Source organism: Haladaptatus sp. QDMS2, from assembly GCF_029338295.1.
In the GTDB taxonomy this organism is placed as follows: domain Archaea; phylum Halobacteriota; class Halobacteria; order Halobacteriales; family Halococcaceae; genus QDMS2.
Genome location: NZ_CP119791.1, coordinates 400117 through 414881, shown reverse-complemented (window position 1 = coordinate 414881; position 14765 = coordinate 400117). Strand labels below are relative to the sequence as shown.

Sequence of the window (14765 nt, the reverse complement as noted above, 5' to 3'; positions counted from 1 at the left end):
TTCCACATCCACGTATCCAACCCAACAAATCGAATGAAACTCCTGTTTATCCACGCAGACCATCTCTCCTTCGAAGCGAAGAAGGAGGCCGGCAGAGACATCGCAGAAACCGACGGCGTCGCCATGGAGGGGCGCATGGACGACTGCGTCACCGTCTTCATCAGCGTCGAATCGGGGGACGCAGAGAGCGTCTCCGGCGTCGTCGAAAACGCCGCGGCCGAACTCCGCGACGTCACGAGCCAACTGAACGCAAACAAGGTGGTGTTGTATCCCTACGCCCACCTGAGCGACGACCTCGCGCCACCGGACGTCGCAAAGCGCGTCATGCGCGAACTCGAAGCCGAACTGAAAGACGACTACGAACTGCTTCGCGCACCGTTCGGGTGGTACAAGGCGTTCGAAATCTCCTGTAAGGGCCACCCGCTCTCCGAACTCTCGCGCCACGTCAGTGCCCACCGCGACGAGGAAAAAGCGGCCGAGGAGCGCGAACCGAGCGAGTGGTACGTCTGCACGCCCGACGGCGACCTGCTCGACCCGGTCGAATCGAAAGCCCAGTTCAGCGAGGACTTCCAGGCGCTCATCGCCGCGGAAGTCGAGGGCGTCACCGCGAGTAAAGGCCAGGAACCGCCGCACTTCGCACTGATGGGTGAGAAGGAGTTCGTCGGCTACGACGAACTCTCAGACGTGGGGAACCTCCGTTGGTACCCGCGGGGCAAACTCGTCCGTGACTCGCTCATGCAGTACGTTTCCGACCTCGTCATCGACTACGGCGGGATGCCCGTCGAGACGCCCATCATGTACGATTTGGGCGCACGCTCGATTAGCGAGCACGCAGAGAAGTTCGGCGAGCGACAGTACCGCTTCGAGTCCGGCGACCGGCGTATGATGCTCAGATTCGCCGCCTGCTTCGGCCAGTTCTCCATCATGCGCGACATGCACATCTCGGCGAACGACCTCCCCCTGCGAATCTACGAGCTGAGCACCTACTCCTTCCGGCGCGAACAGCGCGGCGAGGTGATGGGCCTCAAACGCCAGCGGGCGTTCACCATGCCCGACATGCACACCGCGACGAAGGACATCGAACAGGCGAAAGTCGAGTTCGAAAAGCAGGCGAAACTTGGCTACGCGACGGGCGGCGATTTGGGCGTTTCCTACGAGGGCGCGTTCCGCATGACCCGCGAGTTCTACGACGAAAACCGCGAGTGGGTCGAATCGGTCGTCGCTGATCTGGGAAAACCCGTCCTTCTCGAACTGCTCCCCGAGCGTCACCACTACTGGTCTGCGAAAATCGACTTCGCCGTCATCGACGGCCTCGGCCGCCCCATCGAGAACCCGACGGTGCAAATTGACGTCGAGAGCGCAGCGCGGTTCGGCATCGAGTACAGCGACGGCCAACAGACCCACCACCCGAACATCCTGCATTACTCGCCGAGTGGCAGCATCGAACGGGTGATGGCTGCACTGCTCGAACACGCGGCGACCCAGGACGTACCGCGTCTGCCGACGTGGCTTTCGCCGACCCAGGTTCGGTTCATCCCGGTGAGCGATGACCACGTGGACTACTGCGACGACCTGGTCGCGCGACTCGCCGAAGCGAAGATTCGGGCGGACGTAGACGAGCGTTCCGAGACGGTCGGAAAGCGCATCGCGAAGGCAGAACGCGACTGGGTCCCCTACTACGTCGTCGTCGGTGACCGCGAACTCGAAGCTGGCGCGTTCAAGGTCAACCGCCGGGAGTCGAGCGACGAGGTGTCACTGTCGTTCGACGAGCTTCACGAACTGGTCGACGACGAAATCGGCGAGCGTCCCCGGCGGCCTCGCTATCTCCCGGCGCACGTCAGCGGTCATCCGCACTTTACCGGCGCGTAGGCGGGCGATTCAGGCGGTCCGCCAGAGGACGCTCTCCGCTTTCTCGCCCGCCCACTCGGCGCTTCCGTGGCGCTCGTTGAGCGTCCCGTCTTGCTCCCAGTCGCGGACGACCTGCGAGAGCCCGTCGCGGTAGGAACCGTAGTGGGGCCGCCAGCCGGTTTCCTCGCAAAATGGTTCGTTCGTGGTCTGCATCGAGTGGCTGAAAAAGCGTGCTGCATCCGTGCCGGTGGTGTATTTCGCCAGCCACGCCGGCACCCGCCGTGGCTTCGACGCGCCGAGCAGGCGGGCGAACTCCATCAGGTAGTTCGCGGTGGTAACGGCTTCGTCGTCGACGACGTGCCAGAGGCCGTCGGTTCGGCGGTCGATGACGGTCGTGAACGCGCGGGCAGCGTCCTCCGCGTGCAGACACGACAGGTGGGCGTCCCCGCGTCCGAACAGCCCGCTACCGATGATGGGCATCTCACCGGCGAGCAAACCCTGCGCGATGAGTTGCGTGTGGGTCGCTTCCGGGGCGTACAGCCATCCACAGCGAAGAATCGTCACGTCGTAGCCAAACGCCATGCGAGCGTCGATCGCGAGACGTTCTGCGTCCGCTTCCGCCTGCGTGTGCGGTGTGGGATTCCAGTCGTCCTCCTCGGAAAACGGCCCGCCGTCTTCGCGTCTCGCCACCCAGACGATGCTCTGGTGGACGTACTGGTCTGCGCCGACCCGACTCGCGAGGGCGGTCAAATTTTGCGTGCCCTGGCGTCGTACCTCGTCGTTTCTGGCCCAGTCTTCCGAGGTCGGGTCACGCGTTTTCGGCGCGGCCGTCGCGGCGTTCACGATGACGTCCGCCCCTGCGGCGGCCATACACAGCGACTCGTAGTCGAGAACGTCGCCGCGGCATGGCTCTCCGCCCGCAGCGCGGACCAGTTCGTCACCTCGAGGAGAACGGCTCAGGCCGTACACCTCGTGGCCCTCCCGGGCGAGTTCGGCAACCAGTCTCCGACCGAGAACACCGGTTGCCCCAGCCATGAAGACGTGCATACCCGCTCATTCGGGACGCATATATAAAAACGCACACATTTCTCACATTGCCTGAAATGTTCAGGAAGGCGGCCTATAAGCAAACTATAACCAGTGTTACTCACAGGACATGACATTATCAACAAGTTACAGGAGTGATGACAGCGTCGTGGAATGACTTGCGGGAATTGTAACCAACGTAAGATGAACGCGAGGGGTTACGACCGACGAGCGCCGGTTCCGGGCAGGGCGGGGTCGAATTCGAGGACGCCTGCTGGCATCGGAATGCCGTCATATTCGTCCTCGGCGAGCAGCAGCGACCCGTCTATGTCAACATAGTCGAGCAACGGAGCGAGGTGCGCCGCCGCCGCGATGGAGGCGTTCGATTCGATCATACACCCAAGCATGACTTCGAGGCCGTGGGCCCGCGCGGTGTGAATCATCCGCAGTGCCTCGCGGAGGCTGCCACACTTCATCAGCTTCAGGTTCGCGATGTCCACGCGGTCTGCGATTTGTGGGATGTCCGCGAGCGTGATACACGACTCGTCGGCGGCGATGGGCAGCGGCGAGCGTTCGTAGACGAACTTTAGGCCCTCGGGGTCTTCCGCGGGGACCGGTTGTTCGACGAACTCGACGTCGTACTCGGCGAGGAGGTGGCACATTTCCACTGCTTTCCGTGGCGTCCAGCCCTCGTTCGCGTCCACGCGAATCGTCGCGTCAGGGGCTGCCTCGCGAACCGTCTCGATTATCTCCTCGTCGCGGTCGGTGCCGACCTTGATTTTGAGGATTTCGTACCCGGCTTCGACGGCGTCGCGCGTCTTTTCGTACATCGTCTCCTTCGTGTCGATACCGATAGTGAACGACGTGTCCGGGGCCTGGTCTGCGTCGAGTCCCCAGTAGCGATAGAGCGGGAGGTCCACACGTTTTGCCACGAGGTCGTGGAGCGCGATGCTCACGGCGACGCGGGCCGCCGGGTTGCGGTTCACTCGCGCCTGCATCTTCCGCTCGATTTCGTCGAGGGCGTGTGGGTCGCCGACTTCTTCGACCACCGCGAGCAGGTCCGGCATGACGGCTTCGACCGTCGCGGCCGTCTCACCGTAGTGCTCCGACGGGGCGGCCCCGCCGACGCCGACGGTGCCCTCGTCGTCCTCGATACGGACGATGACGTTCTCCGCGACCTCCTGGGTCCCGCGGGCGATGGTGAACGGGTTTTCGAGCGGCAGCGCGACGCGTTCGAAGGAGGCGTCGAGGCTCATAGCACTTCGTCCAGGATGGTGTCTGGGTCGAATCGGACCGGGTCCTGTGCCGGCGCGTCGATGGCGTCTGCGTAGGCCTCGACCGCCGACGCCGCCTCCTCGTCGTCTTTGATGGAGCGCGTGTTGAGTGCCCCGGCGACGACTTCGGTCTGGTGGACGGGCCGAGCGAGGTCTTCGTAGAGATTCTTGTACGTCTGGAAGTCAGGGAGGGCGAACGACTCGTAGCCGTGGATTGCCTCGCGCCCGGAGGCGTGACAGAGGATGAGTTTGTCCGCCATCGACCCGTGGAGGATGCCACAGGTGACCGCGGAGTAGGCGGGGTGGATGATGGTGCCCTGCCCTTCGACGAACAGGTAGTCGTGGTCATTGCCCTTCTCTAAAATCATCTCCTCAACCGCGCCCGCGGTGAAATCAGAGATGACCCGGTCGATTGGGTTGCCCCAGCCTTCGATCATGATGCCGGTCTGCCCGGTCGGAATGAACTCGGCGTCGATGCCCCGTTCCTGTGCGCGACGAGCGAGTTCGAGCGAGACGGTCATCTTGCCCACCGAGCAGTCCGTGCCGACCGTGAGGATGACTTCGGCATCCACGGAGTCCGCGATGCCCTTGGCGACCGAAAGGCCGTCGTGAGGTTTGCGCACGTCCCAGAGTTCTGCGCCGTTTTCCTCCGCGAGTCGAGCGAACTCCTCGTCCTCTTCGAGGAAGTAGTGGAGCCCAGAAATCACGTCTTTGCCCGCTTTGAGTGCCGTGCGAACGTCGTCGCGCCACGAGTCGTCGAACCCGCCGCCGATTGGGGCGATGCCGATGACGAGAGCGTCGTAGTCGGCCTCCACGTCGTCGATGCTCGCGACGACGGGTGCGTCCTGTACGTCGGGAGTGGTGTCGTGGACGCGGGTGCCCGGGCTATCCCGGTCTAAGACGGCGACCACGTTGTCGTCGGAGTAGCGAAGGATGCCCAGTGCGGTCTTCGCGTCGTCAGGAAACTTTTCGTGTGCGAGTAGCGCGATATCCATACCCACACGTCTGGTGAGGGGTCCCTTAATTCTCGCGGAGGCGGAGACTCAGATGGTTGACAGGCGCGTCGTGAAGAAGTCCCGAAACGCATCGTCCAGTGCGGTTTCGGGGTCGCCCGTCGCGTCCACCGTCCGGGTCGCGTCGGCGTGCTCTTTGAATTTCCCGAGGACGGTGCGCTCGCCGACGACGATGAGGCGGTCTGCGTCGATTCGCTCGACCGCGTCGAGACAGCGTTGGACGTGGTCTGCGATTTGTCCCTCGCGGATGCGCTCGAATCGGCCCTGCGAGAAGCCACCTTTCGAGTGGTTGCTCTTCACGTCGGTTTCGAACCCGGTGAGGGAGACGCGCTCGCGGCCGTCGTACTCCCCGAGGGCGAACAGGTCGGAGCGGACGAGCGCGAAGGCGAACGTCCCGGTCGGTTCGAACCACGCCCGGTCGAACGCGAAGTGGTCGTCCCACGTCGTCCGTTCGTCGGGGACCAGCGGCGGTTCGAGGACGACGCTCACGAGACCCGCGTCGTCGCCGAAGAAGACACAGGGTACGGCTTGCGAGACCAGCGCCGCCCGGTCGTCGAGCAGGTCGGATACGTCTTCGGGAACCGATTCCGTGACGACCGCAGAAAGCGCCCCTTCGGGACCTGTCCGCACGGATTCGAGCCGTGAGAGCACCTCCTCGAGGCGGTCGCCGCGAAGTCGCTCCTCGCGGCGGACGGCGAGCGATCGCTCTTCGTCGGGTTGGTCGAGGCGGCCTTCGAGGCTCGCGATACGGTCTTCGAGGCGGTTGACCCGCTCTTCTGCGGTCTGGCGGGCGCTCACAGCGTCGGCGCGGCGGTCCTGCTCGGCCTCGAGTTGGCGTTCGAGGTGGCGTTTTTCCTCTTCGAGTTCCTCGATGCGTGATTTGAGTTCCGTGCGGCCGAGCAGGTCGTCGAACATCGGTCGAACAAAGCGGGGGAGCCTCTTAAAATCAGGCGACTGCGCCCGCGATGCGGAGCAACTGCTGGGCGCGATTGGCCCGGGCAAGCCAGACCTCCCGGCGTTCGGGTGGATTTTCGAGTCCCACCGCCCGATTGAGCGACTCGGGGACGAACAGCGAGTACTCCGGCACGCCCGCGTCGGCGTGGACCGAGAAGTGGCAATGACCGAGTTTCATCACGAGCGGGTAGTCCGCGCGGGCGACTCCCGCCGTCGCGTAGACCTGTTCGTTCACTCGCTCGTGTTGGGACTGGTGCATCAGCGCCACGTCACCGTCGTACGGTTCGACGTACAACTGGCCGACGTAGTAGCCACTTGAGAATCGCTCGAACATTTGGTACATGGTAACATAGCACAATTTTGGTGATAAGCGTTTGCCAGCAGATTTATGTCGACGTGCAAACACGGCACACGACACGCCTTTCATTCCGCGGCCCGGAGGCCAGACTATGATTCCGGAGCGCTACGCCCGCTACTATCTCGAAAACGCTCCCAGCCTGACGTGGCTCGTCTTCGCCAACGCGGTGGCCATCCTCGTCGGCATCCGGTTCTACGTCGAAACGATGCCCGGCGTCTCGACGTTCCTCTGGCCGTTTTACACCGACTCGCCGACCGCCGTGTTCCTCGCGACGCTCTCGCTCGTGGTGCTCGTCCCGAACCTCGGGCGGCGACTCGACGACGCACCACAGAATCTCGCGCTCGCCTACCTCCACACCTTCGCGTTCGTCTGGCTCGTCAAGTACGGCATCTGGACGGCCATCGCGCTAAATCTTGGCTTCTCGCTGTACTTCCCGGAAGTGTGGGCCTACTTCGGCATCATCCTCACCCACCTCGGTTTCGTCGGCGAAGCCTACCTCATCCCCCACTACGGAAAGACGACTCGCGGGGCGCTTCTGGCCGCGCTCGGCGCACTCCTCGTCAACGATTACATCGACTACGGGCTCGGACTCTACCCGCCGCTTCGCTACGAGCCTGGCATCGTCCTGCCCCTCGTGACCGTCCTGCTCTCGGTCGGAACGGTCTGGCTTGCCTCGCGAGCGTTCGACCGATACGACGCCACGGCCCGGTGACGACGTGGGGAGTCGCAAGAAACGACGGTGTGACAGATGGATACGATGTGCGACTAGTCCAGCGAGTTTCGTCCCGTCGAGATGAGTCGGCGCGCGATTACGACCAGTCCGTTGGTGAGTCCGCTCGCGAACACAGCGTGTTCCTCGGTCGTGTTCCCAGTTTGACTCATGTCTCCCTGAATGGAGCTGACGAAGAGGTTCGATTTGTCGGTGAGAAGGAGGCGACCGACCGCCGCCTCACCGGCTACGTGCTGTCCCGTAAGCCAGTCGAGCTCCGACTCGAACACGCTAATCATCGTCAATTCGTCGGAGAGCCTCGAGATAACCGACGGAGAAAAGCCGCCGACGATGACGTCGAGGCCGCGGTCTTTTGCCGATTTGAGGCGCTCGAAAAGTGGGTCAGAGAGCATCGCATCGTCCGCGAGGACGAGGACGATTTCGGATTCTGCTTCGTCGATGAGTTCGAGCGTCCGAGATTCGATGGCATGCCGACTGTTGAGCGTCCACACCTCCGCAGATTCGGTATCAGAATTGGCTTCCGGCTTGCTGAGATTGTTGAGCGTCCGTTCGAGCGATTCGATTCGGTCGAGATACTGCAATCTAAGCGTCTCCGCTGCTTCGGAAACAGAGACGGCACGAAACTGTCGCGGACTGCCGTGTTGAACGCTGACCAGTCCCTCTGCCTCTAAGACTCTGATGGCGTCGTAGACGCGCGTGCGAGGAATATCAGCGAGTTCACTGATTTCTTTCGCGGTGCCAGTCGGTAACTGTGTGAGGGCAACGAAACAGCGAGCTTCGTACTCTTTCAGTCCGAGTTGTTGTAACAGGTCGACGGCTGTATTTGGATTCGTGCTTTCGGTCATGGGCCCGACCATTGCCTGACCACACGGCCAGGCTTCTATATAACATACAGGACCGACTGCAATAAGAGGAGGGTGATTTTGTCCGGTTTTCAGATGGGTTCGAGTTACCGCGAAAATCAACACGAGATGTTTTGATTGGAGGGATTCACCCAGAAAATCACACAATGTTCTTTACCCCCCGAAGAGAATACCAAGGTGGTACGTGGCTGGGAGGCCCAACCCCCAGCCGCCGTACCGATATCTGAGCAACTCCCTCCCCCCTCCCCCATTTTAGCGATTTTGAGAGGCGAGTCCCAACGCTACAGCTGTCACGACATTACGTAAAATCCGTAATCGGGTGAAACAAAGTCTTACCCTGACAGCCCGTCTCTATGTATTGCGTACCAGGTCACAGGTACGCGACTCGACAGGTTGTCGAGCGTGGGGTATCCACTTTGCGATGGGGGGCCGGAGCCACTTCTCGGTACACGCCACGTCGTTTCTCAGTAGGGTGACACGGCGTGTACCGTGGTTTCATACTGGATGGATAAGAGACGGGTTACAACGTAAACTCGTCAATTGACGCTCGTTTCCAGTGAGGTATCCTTTTGCCCACAGACTGCTAAAGGGAAGCTAATGGATTCGGCTGCCTTACTCGACTTACTCGGAAACGAAAATCGCCGGCGCATCCTGCGATTGCTCGCACGCAAGCCGTGCTACGTCACCGAGATTAGTGAGTACCTCGGCGTCAGCCCGAAGGCAGTCATCGACCACCTCCGGAAACTCGAAGACGCGGGACTCGTCGAGAGTCGAACCGACGACCAGCGCCGGAAGTACTTCCACATCGCGCGAAATCTCCGGCTCGAGGTCAACGTCTCGCCGTACAGTTTCGGCACGAAGAGTGCCTATCCCGCCAGTTCGAGCCTCGACATGAAGACGACCTGTCGCCACCTCACGCTCAACGTGAAGACGACGAGCACGAACGGCGAGGCCTCGCTCGCGGACGTGGCCGCGGAACTCAACAACTTAGAACAGCTCGAAAGCGAGCTGTCGATGGCCCAGCGGTGGGTGCAGGGCCGCCTCACCGAGGTGATGGACCGTCTCTCCGAGTACGTTGGCGACGCGAACGCCCGGCTGTTCACCGACATCTTGCGGGCGATGGCGGGCGGCGCAGACACCACCGCGAAGGTGGCCACCGTCGTCGAAGCGCCCTACCCAATTGTCGAAGACGCACTCTATCAGATGGCAGACCGCGGGCTAGTGTACGTCGAGAACGACGTCTGGAAGATAGCCGGCTAAAGCTCCTTCGAGAACCCCTTTTTCAGGTCACGGGCGACGTAGAACCCGACGACTGCGATGCCGAGTCCCGCGCTCGCGCCGAAAAGTGCGATGGGGACGCCAAACCCGGCGGCCGACAGAAACAGATTGGTGAGCAACGCGCTCACGCCGGAGGCGAGTGCGCCCGCGGCCCCGACCTCGAGGTAACGCCGTTCGTCGGCCAGCATGCCGAGGAGGAACGCAGCGACGCCGAGGCCCGCGAGGCTGCCAATCGGGCCAAGCGGCGTAAATCCGCCGGCGAACAGACCGACGAGCGTCGCCACGAGGGCGAGCAGGAAGAATTTCGGGTCGAAGAGCCGCGACAGTCGCGGGCGGCGGGGACGCAGTCGAGAGACGAGGCCGCCGCTCGATTCCTCACTCGTGGTGTCCGGGGCCGACGCAGCCGATTCGCGCGTCGTGCGCGTCCGCGTGAGTTCTTCTGTACGCTCTGCCATGACTGGTGGTTCGTGGCGGGCGAATATGGGTGTTTGGTGGGAGAAAGATGGCAGGGTTCAAGTCCAGTCACGCGGTAGCGAGGCGTATGAACCCAGGGGACCGCGTCCGCGTCGAACGCGGCGAGCAGACCTACGAAGGTGTGCTGCTGCCGTCGACCACCCAGGAGACGCTCGTCGTCAAGCTAGACGGCGGCTACAACGTCGGTATCGCCCGCGACAACGCCGAGGTCGAAGTGCTCGAATCTGACGTCTATCAGATCGAGCCCGGCGAGACGAGCGAGGTGTCGGAAGTCGAATTCGACGAGGACCTCCCGACCATCGCCCTCATCTCGACCGGCGGCACCATCGCCTCTACGGTGGACTACCGCACCGGCGCGGTAACCGCTCAGTTCGACGCAGAAGACGTGCTTCGCGCAGTTCCCGACCTCGCCGGGCGGGCGAACTACCGCGGGCGCGTCGTCGCGAACATCCTCTCTGAGAACATGACGTCAGATGTCTGGCAGGACCTCGCCCACGCCATCTACGAGGAAATCGAGAACGGCGCGGACGGCGTCGTGGTTATGCACGGCACCGACACGATGCAGTTCACCGCGAGCGCGATGTCCTTCATGATAGAGACGCCCGTCCCCATCGTCTTCACCGGCAGTCAGCGCTCTGCTGACCGGCCGTCCTCCGACAACGTGATGAATGCTGTTTGTGCGGTCGAAGCCGCGAAAAGCGACTGCGCGGAGGTGCTCGTCTGCATGCACGCCACCGAGAGCGACACCACCTGCGCGCTCCACGAGGGCACGCGCGTCCGGAAGAACCACACCTCCCGGCGCGACGCCTTCCAGACCATCGGGGCGAAGCCCCTCGGCGAAATCGACTACGACACGGAGGAACTCACCTTCCGACGCGACTACACGAAACGCGGCGAGCGCGACCTCGCCATCGCCCCGGACATCGAAACCGACGTGGAACTAGTCAAATTCACCCCAGGGATGGACCCGGCGTTCCTCGACGTCCTGGAGGGGAAAGCGGGCGTCGTCATCGAGGGAACCGGCCTCGGCCACGTCCACACCGACTGGATTCCGCACATCCGCGACCTCGTCGAGGACGGAACCGTCGTCGTCATGACCAGCCAGTGTCTCTCCGGGCGCGTCTGCGACCGGGTGTACGACACCGGCCGCGACCTGCTCGACGCGGGCGTCGTCGAGGGCGAGGACATGCTCCCCGGCACGGCCAAGGTCAAGCTGATGTGGGCGCTCGCGAATACCGACGACGTCGTCGGGACGATGCAGACGCCGCTCGCCGGCGAGATAACCGAGCGGTCGGTCCCATGGAACTGACGGTCAGACCAATACGCGAGTCTGACGTCGACCCAATCGTCGCGTTTACACAGGAAACGTGGGACGACCACGGCGTCGACGACCACATCCCGTGGGTCATCGAGCGCTGGGTCGAAGCAGAGAGTGACACCCGACGGACGTTCGTCGTCGATGCTGGCGCCGACATCGCTGGCCTCACGCAGGGGGTCATGCTCTCTGACCACGAAGCCTGGGGGCAGGGGATGCGCGTCAATCCGGCGTTCCGCGGGCAGGGAATCGCCCGACGGCTCTCCGAGGCGTTCTTCGACTGGGCCGCAGAGCGGGGCGCGACCGTCGCCCGCAACATGGTGTACTCGTGGAATATGGGTGGACTTGGCCAGTCGCGGGCCGTCGGCTTCGAACCGGCGACCGAGTTCCGCTTCGTGAAACCAGAACCCGACGCGGACGCCACGCCAACCATGACCGTCACCCACGACGCAGAAGCCGCGTGGAGCTACTGGAATCGCTCGGCTGCTCGCACGCACCTCGCCGGACTCAGCCTCGATTTCAACGAGTCGTGGGCCCTCTCGGAGCTCACGCTCGGCAAACTCAGAACCCTCGAGGAGGATGCCGTCTTCGCCGTCCAAGACGAGGGCACGGTCGCCATGGCCTACCGGAATCGAACCTACGAGCACACCAACGACGACGGAGAGACCCACACCTACGCCGAATACGGCGTCGGTGCGTGGGATGACGTCGATGCGGCGCGGTCACTGTTCGCCGCGCTCAGTGCCGACGCTGCCGCGCAGGGGGTAGACCGCACGCGCGTCCTCGTCCCCGAAACGGTTCGCTACGTGAGCGATGCGGCCGCCGCTCGGGTGCAAATCCACAAAGAACCCGACTTCGTCCTCGAAGCCGACCTGACTACCCGCCACTGACCGGGGGGAACAGGGCGAGTTCGTCGCCTTCTTCTAACACGGTATCGAGGCCGTCGTTTTTCACGAATGGGCTGCGCCCGTTTCTGAGGACGCGGATGTGGTCGTAGAGGTTGCCCTCCTCGTCTAAGAGTTCGTCCCGGAGCGCTGGGTATTGAGAGACGAGGGCGGAGAGCGCGTCACCGAGGGTGTCACCCGGTTGTGCATCGACTGGCGGCTCTTTCTCGCCAGCCGCTTCCGCGAGATTCGCGAAGAGTTTCCACTGCATGTCTGTGGGTCTCTCCCGCGAGAAGAAAAAGCCTCGCCGGAATTCACTCGGCCGGCGTCTGCTGTTTCGATGGGCCGGTGACGGCTTCGAGCCGCCGCAGTTCCTCCGGGCGGGCGATGACGTAGATAGTGTCACCCGCTTCGAGGACGTGGCTGCGCGACGGAATCGCGCTCACGCCGCCTGACTGGGGTTTGATGGCGACGATGGTCGAGTCGAGGTCGCCGAGCATCGTGCCGACGAGGGCACTCGACTCGTGGACGGCAATCGCCCCCATGGTCTCGTCCGCGGCCCGAAGCAGCGAGGCAAACTCGCGGTCGGGGAGCGGTTCGGAGGGGAGCGTGATGAGGCGGTACTGCTCCTCCGCAGAGAGGAGATCTGCGTCGCCCGCATCGACGACGAGCGTGACGATGTCTTCGACGCGAGCGCGCAGTTCCGCCGCGGTCACGAGTTCGGGTTCCGGTCCCGGCTTCCACACTTGCACGAGGTCGCCCGCGCTCGCGCCGTGGGCGGGGTCTGCGTGGATGGCGAGGGCGACTTTTCCCGGGGGAAGCGTCGGCCCGAGGCCGGCGGCCCGACTCCCGATTGCGAGGAAGGTGACGGTGCCGCTCTCGTCCAGTTCGATGTCCACGTGGCCGACGCTGTAGTCCTCTTTGAGCCGGGAGACGAGGCGACTCTTGAGTTCGCCAACGGTGAGTTTCCGCGGAAACACGAGCGAGATACCCGAGAGTTTCTCCTTGGTCGCGTCGTCGGCCGGGTCGTACCCCTCGATGTCGTGAATCTCCTCGGGGAGCGTGACCGTAATCGTCCGCCCAACTGATTGAACGAGTTGGCTCATCTCGCGGTTCAGGTCCTTGACTCCCGAGATGGCGAAGAATCGAACCGCGAGGTCGTCGCCGATCTGATGGCCGATAGAGGCTCCGATGCCACCGGCGATGAACGAAGCGATGGTGACGATGGCGTTCGTCTGGAGGTCAGCGAGGTTACCGTCGGTGATGACCTGCTTGAGCGCGAAGTCAGTGTTTAGCCACAGCGAGACCGCAGAGAGGCCAACGAGGATGGCGACGCTTCGCGGGGACTTCTGGCGGGAGTACCAGCGGTAGACGAACGCGAGCGCCAGCGCACCGGCGAGGCCGAGCAGTCCCATCCCGACGACCGAAACCGCAGATGCAAGGACCGACTGAAGGAGATTTTCGACGAGCGTCACGCCGCCACCTCCTTGAACGACGCGAGCGCGTCGCGCGTCCCGACGACGAACAGTTCGTCACCGGCCGCGAGCATGGTTTCACCCCGCGGCGCGAACACCCAGCCGCGAGCAGACCCGTTCGTCTCGGCCTTCGTCGAACGTTTCACGGCGAGGACGGCCACGTCGTAATTAGTTCGTACCCCGACGTCGCCGAGGGTGTGGCCGTCGAGTTCGCCGGCCGCACGGACGCTGATTTTCTGGAAGCGTTTGCCCGCCCGGCGCAACAGCGAGACGAGTTCGTACTCTCTGCGCGTCCCTCGGGCGTTCGTCACGACGCGCCCGGACGCTACGCCGAGGAGTTGCTTCGCCGCTGCACGCTCCACTGCGACGGTGATTCGTCCGTCGCCGCCGGTCGTCGTCGGCGCGTGGGGGGCCGGTGCGGGCGTCGCGGCGTCTTCGCCGCCGTCGGTGACCTCGGCGGCCGGTTTCGCCGGCTCACCGCCTTCGGTGGACTGCGCGGAGACGACCGGTCCCGTGACTGTCCCGGCGGTCGTCCTGAGTTCTACCTCGTCCCCACGGACGATGCCGGTCGGAACGAGGGCATCGAGCGATACCGCCCGGGTTCCCTTCGGGACGCGCCGAGAGAGGCTGCCACTCGGCGGGGCGGCGTTGACGCTCGCTTTCGCCTGTGAATCGACCGTCACCGCCACGTCGGCGAGGTCGTGGTCGTTCTTGAGTCGGTCTGCGATGCGCGCTTCGAGTTCAGAGAGCGGGAGGTCGTGGGGAAAGGAGAGTTTCGACTCCTGAATCGCCGTCCGCAGGTCGGTCGAGAGCGGCGGATAGCCCTCCATGTCGCCGACTGGGCCGACGATGTCTATCTGAATCTCGCCGCGAACCCCGACCCGGTTCAACACGTCCTGGGAGAGTTTCTGCTCGCGAAGGCGTTTGAGTGAGAGTCGCTTTGGGAATTCAGCGCCGAGTTTGTCGCCGATTGAGTGGGTGTAAAGCGTCACCATCATCACCACGATGGCGGCGACGAGGAGCGTGGGCGAACTCCCGATGGTAGGGTCGATGAGGCCGAGCAGGCCGCCGTTGATGCCCGCGATGGCGACTCCGAGGGTCACCACACCGAACCCGGGTAGCGTCACCCCGGTAAAATACTTGAAGACGAACCCCAGCGTGAACGCGATGAGGCCGGGGATTATCCCCGTCAAAAGTCCGAGATAGATGCCGAGAAGCACCTGAATCGGAAACGACTGAACCATAATTGACCCACACACGGAGGGACTTTACC

At 63.3% G+C, this 14765-nt stretch carries 15 protein-coding genes; 5 read left to right on the top strand and 10 right to left on the bottom strand.

Annotation, left to right across the window (positions count from 1 at the left end):
- Positions 1-33: 33 nt before the first annotated feature.
- Complete coding sequence (locus P1M51_RS02090) at positions 34-1869, top strand: threonine--tRNA ligase (protein WP_276246534.1); 1836 nt, start codon at positions 34-36, stop codon at positions 1867-1869.
- 9 nt (positions 1870-1878) lie between these two features.
- Here P1M51_RS02090 and P1M51_RS02085 read toward each other — a convergent pair whose 3' ends face one another.
- From P1M51_RS02085 to P1M51_RS02065, 5 genes are all read right to left on the bottom strand, one after another.
- Complete coding sequence (locus P1M51_RS02085; RefSeq protein WP_276246533.1) at positions 1879-2895, bottom strand: NAD(P)-dependent oxidoreductase; 1017 nt, start codon at positions 2893-2895, stop codon at positions 1879-1881.
- A gap of 197 nt (positions 2896-3092) precedes the next feature.
- Positions 3093-4130, bottom strand: a complete 1038-nt coding sequence (locus P1M51_RS02080; protein WP_276246532.1) for a dipeptide epimerase — start codon at positions 4128-4130, stop codon at positions 3093-3095.
- Complete coding sequence (locus P1M51_RS02075) at positions 4127-5143, bottom strand: DUF1611 domain-containing protein (protein ID WP_276246531.1); 1017 nt, start codon at positions 5141-5143, stop codon at positions 4127-4129. The genes P1M51_RS02080 and P1M51_RS02075 overlap by 4 nt, the downstream gene beginning before the upstream one ends.
- A gap of 48 nt (positions 5144-5191) precedes the next feature.
- The gene (locus P1M51_RS02070; RefSeq protein WP_276246530.1) at positions 5192-6076 is read right to left on the bottom strand and encodes a Vms1/Ankzf1 family peptidyl-tRNA hydrolase; all 885 of its coding nucleotides are present in this window, start codon (positions 6074-6076) and stop codon (positions 5192-5194) included.
- 31 nt (positions 6077-6107) lie between these two features.
- The gene (locus P1M51_RS02065) at positions 6108-6449 is read right to left on the bottom strand and encodes a DUF5802 family protein (protein ID WP_276248455.1); all 342 of its coding nucleotides are present in this window, start codon (positions 6447-6449) and stop codon (positions 6108-6110) included.
- A gap of 115 nt (positions 6450-6564) precedes the next feature.
- Here P1M51_RS02065 and P1M51_RS02060 point away from each other — a divergent pair, with 115 nt between their 5' ends.
- On the top strand, positions 6565-7185 hold the full coding sequence (locus tag P1M51_RS02060) for a DUF1405 domain-containing protein (RefSeq protein ID WP_276246529.1): 621 nt from the start codon (positions 6565-6567) through the stop codon (positions 7183-7185).
- Between the two features lie 53 nt (positions 7186-7238).
- Here P1M51_RS02060 and P1M51_RS02055 read toward each other — a convergent pair whose 3' ends face one another.
- Entirely contained in the window at positions 7239-8048 is an 810-nt protein-coding gene (locus P1M51_RS02055; RefSeq protein WP_276246528.1) for a helix-turn-helix domain-containing protein, read from the bottom strand.
- A gap of 615 nt (positions 8049-8663) precedes the next feature.
- Between P1M51_RS02055 and P1M51_RS02050 the strand changes: the two genes are divergently transcribed.
- Positions 8664-9326, top strand: a complete 663-nt coding sequence (locus tag P1M51_RS02050) for a metalloregulator ArsR/SmtB family transcription factor (RefSeq protein ID WP_276246527.1) — start codon at positions 8664-8666, stop codon at positions 9324-9326.
- Here the strand turns inward: P1M51_RS02050 and P1M51_RS02045 are convergent.
- Entirely contained in the window at positions 9323-9799 is a 477-nt protein-coding gene (locus P1M51_RS02045) for a hypothetical protein (protein ID WP_276246526.1), read from the bottom strand. The genes P1M51_RS02050 and P1M51_RS02045 overlap by 4 nt on opposite strands.
- 86 nt (positions 9800-9885) lie before the next feature.
- Between P1M51_RS02045 and gatD the strand changes: the two genes are divergently transcribed.
- Positions 9886-11127, top strand: a complete 1242-nt coding sequence (gatD, locus tag P1M51_RS02040) for a Glu-tRNA(Gln) amidotransferase subunit GatD (protein ID WP_276246525.1) — start codon at positions 9886-9888, stop codon at positions 11125-11127.
- Entirely contained in the window at positions 11118-12023 is a 906-nt protein-coding gene (locus P1M51_RS02035; protein ID WP_276246524.1) for a GNAT family N-acetyltransferase, read from the top strand. Before gatD ends, P1M51_RS02035 begins: the two co-directional genes overlap by 10 nt.
- Here the strand turns inward: P1M51_RS02035 and P1M51_RS02030 are convergent.
- The 3 genes from P1M51_RS02030 to P1M51_RS02020 are packed head-to-tail and all read right to left on the bottom strand — an operon-like array spanning position 12010 to position 14736.
- Entirely contained in the window at positions 12010-12288 is a 279-nt protein-coding gene (locus P1M51_RS02030; RefSeq protein WP_276246523.1) for a ubiquitin-like small modifier protein 1, read from the bottom strand. The genes P1M51_RS02035 and P1M51_RS02030 overlap by 14 nt on opposite strands.
- Before the next feature lie 43 nt (positions 12289-12331).
- Positions 12332-13492, bottom strand: a complete 1161-nt coding sequence (locus P1M51_RS02025; RefSeq protein ID WP_276246522.1) for a TrkA C-terminal domain-containing protein — start codon at positions 13490-13492, stop codon at positions 12332-12334.
- Positions 13489-14736, bottom strand: a complete 1248-nt coding sequence (locus P1M51_RS02020) for a potassium channel family protein (protein WP_276246521.1) — start codon at positions 14734-14736, stop codon at positions 13489-13491. The genes P1M51_RS02025 and P1M51_RS02020 overlap by 4 nt, the downstream gene beginning before the upstream one ends.
- Positions 14737-14765 lie beyond the last annotated feature (29 nt).

Coding starts and splice junctions, on each gene's coding strand:
- P1M51_RS02090 (WP_276246534.1), top strand. CDS start 34: ATGAAACTCCTGTTTATCCACGCAGACCATCTCTCCTTCGAAGCGAAG.
- P1M51_RS02085 (WP_276246533.1), bottom strand. CDS start 2,895: ATGCACGTCTTCATGGCTGGGGCAACCGGTGTTCTCGGTCGGAGACTG.
- P1M51_RS02080 (WP_276246532.1), bottom strand. CDS start 4,130: ATGAGCCTCGACGCCTCCTTCGAACGCGTCGCGCTGCCGCTCGAAAAC.
- P1M51_RS02075 (WP_276246531.1), bottom strand. CDS start 5,143: ATGGATATCGCGCTACTCGCACACGAAAAGTTTCCTGACGACGCGAAG.
- P1M51_RS02070 (WP_276246530.1), bottom strand. CDS start 6,076: ATGTTCGACGACCTGCTCGGCCGCACGGAACTCAAATCACGCATCGAG.
- P1M51_RS02065 (WP_276248455.1), bottom strand. CDS start 6,449: ATGTTCGAGCGATTCTCAAGTGGCTACTACGTCGGCCAGTTGTACGTC.
- P1M51_RS02060 (WP_276246529.1), top strand. CDS start 6,565: ATGATTCCGGAGCGCTACGCCCGCTACTATCTCGAAAACGCTCCCAGC.
- P1M51_RS02055 (WP_276246528.1), bottom strand. CDS start 8,048: ATGACCGAAAGCACGAATCCAAATACAGCCGTCGACCTGTTACAACAA.
- P1M51_RS02050 (WP_276246527.1), top strand. CDS start 8,664: ATGGATTCGGCTGCCTTACTCGACTTACTCGGAAACGAAAATCGCCGG.
- P1M51_RS02045 (WP_276246526.1), bottom strand. CDS start 9,799: ATGGCAGAGCGTACAGAAGAACTCACGCGGACGCGCACGACGCGCGAA.
- gatD (WP_276246525.1), top strand. CDS start 9,886: ATGAACCCAGGGGACCGCGTCCGCGTCGAACGCGGCGAGCAGACCTAC.
- P1M51_RS02035 (WP_276246524.1), top strand. CDS start 11,118: ATGGAACTGACGGTCAGACCAATACGCGAGTCTGACGTCGACCCAATC.
- P1M51_RS02030 (WP_276246523.1), bottom strand. CDS start 12,288: ATGCAGTGGAAACTCTTCGCGAATCTCGCGGAAGCGGCTGGCGAGAAA.
- P1M51_RS02020 (WP_276246521.1), bottom strand. CDS start 14,736: ATGGTTCAGTCGTTTCCGATTCAGGTGCTTCTCGGCATCTATCTCGGA.